Annotated in this window: 2 protein-coding genes and 1 pseudogene; all 3 read left to right on the plus strand. The window is 72.1% G+C overall.

What is annotated here, in order from left to right; genetic code table 11:
• Positions 1–217 (plus strand): annotated as a pseudogene (locus AC2W7M_RS25105) (hypothetical protein); the annotation flags it as partial.
• Positions 210–551, plus strand: a complete 342-nt coding sequence (hypA, locus tag AC2W7M_RS25110; RefSeq protein ID WP_486135792.1) for a hydrogenase maturation nickel metallochaperone HypA — start codon at positions 210–212, stop codon at positions 549–551. The pseudogene AC2W7M_RS25105 and the gene hypA, both read left to right, overlap by 8 nt.
• Positions 551–1,605 (plus strand): hydrogenase nickel incorporation protein HypB (gene hypB / locus AC2W7M_RS25115; protein ID WP_486135794.1); only part of this gene is annotated, 1,055 nt, incomplete at its 3' end. The genes hypA and hypB, both read left to right, overlap by 1 nt.

The following is a 1,605-nucleotide window of genomic DNA, read 5'->3' on the forward strand; positions in this document are numbered from 1 at the left end:
GCTCGCCCATGGCGCGCGCGTTCAGTCCGGGCGCGTCGCGGCCTATCGTGTGGTCTCGCCCAGCGCCTGGACGCTCGCACCCGGCGGCCTCATGGACCTTGCGCTGGCGACGCTGCCGGCAGGGGCGGAGGGGGCGCGGCTCGCGCCGCTGCTGGTGTCGGCGCTCAATCCGTGCGTCCCTGTGAGCTTCCCCGCGGCGGAGGCGGCCCATGCATGAGATGGCCCTGTGCGAGAGCCTGCGCAGCGCGATCGAGGAGGCCGCCCAGCGCGAGCGCTTCTCGAAGGTCTCGCGCGTGCGCCTCGCCATCGGCCGCTTCGCGGGTGTCGAGGTGGAGGCGCTGCGCTTCGGCTTCGACATCGTCATGGCCGGCTCGCTGGTCGAGGGCGCCGAGCTGGTGGTGCTGGAGGAGGAGGGCACCGGCTGGTGCTTCGACTGCTGCGAGACCGTGCCGCTGGCGCACCGGCTCGCGCCCTGTCCGCGCTGCGGCGGCGAGCGCCTGGTGCCCAACGGCGGCACGGAGATGAAGATCAAGGACCTGGAGGTCACCTGATGTGCACGGTTTGCGGCTGCGGCGGCGACGGCGCCACCCTTTCCGACGGGCAGAGCAAGCAGACGCTCGCCCCCGACCACGATCACGCGCATGGGCACGTCCATACCCATGCGGACGGCACCACCCACAGCCATGCGCACGACCATCAGCACGCGCACGGGCACGGCCATTCGCACGACCATGACCATCCGCACGGCCATGCGCACACCCACGCGGACGGCACCGCCCACAGCCACGAGCACGACCACGGCCACGCCCATCCCCATGGCGGCGGGCACGACCATGTCCATGACCACGGCCATGTCCACGATGGCGCGGCCCGCACGCTGGACTATGGCGCCGGCCCCGCCCGCGCCCATGCGCCGGGCCTCTCCCAGGCGCGCATGGTGGAGATCGAGACGTCGATCCTCGCCAAGAACGAGGCGCTGGCGGCGAAGAACCGCGCCCGCCTCGCCGAGGGTGGCGTGTTCGCGCTCAACCTGCTCTCCGGCCCCGGCGCCGGCAAGACGACGCTGCTGGTGGAGACGCTGAAGGCGCTCGCCGGCCGCCTGCCCGCCGCCGTCATCGAGGGCGACCAGCAGACCGACAACGACGCCCGCCGCATCCGCGAGACCGGCACCCCGGCGGTGCAGATCAACACCGGCAAGGGCTGCCACCTGGACGCCCACATGGTGGGCCATGCGCTCGACAAGCTGCCGCTGCCGCCCGGCGGCGTGCTGTTCATCGAGAATGTGGGCAACCTCGTCTGCCCGGCCGACTTCGACCTCGGCGAGACCCACCGCGTGACGCTGGTGTCGGTCACGGAGGGCGACGACAAGCCGCTGAAATATCCTGACATCTTCGAGAGCGCGGACCTCGTCCTCATCACCAAGGCCGATCTCGCGCCCTATGTGGACTCGAACCCCGAGGTGCTGACGCACAACATCGCCCGCATCAATCCGCAGGCGAAGGCGCTCCTTGTGTCGAGCCGCGCCGAGGGCGGCCTTGCCCCCCTGGCTCGCCTGGCTGGAGGAGGCGCGCGCCGCACGCCTCGCCCGCCTCGCGGCGGCGGCGG

The organism is Xanthobacter sp. BG11Y11_SDJG (assembly GCF_057364445.1).

Coding starts and splice junctions, on each gene's coding strand:
- hypA (WP_486135792.1), top strand. CDS start 210: ATGCATGAGATGGCCCTGTGCGAGAGCCTGCGCAGCGCGATCGAGGAG.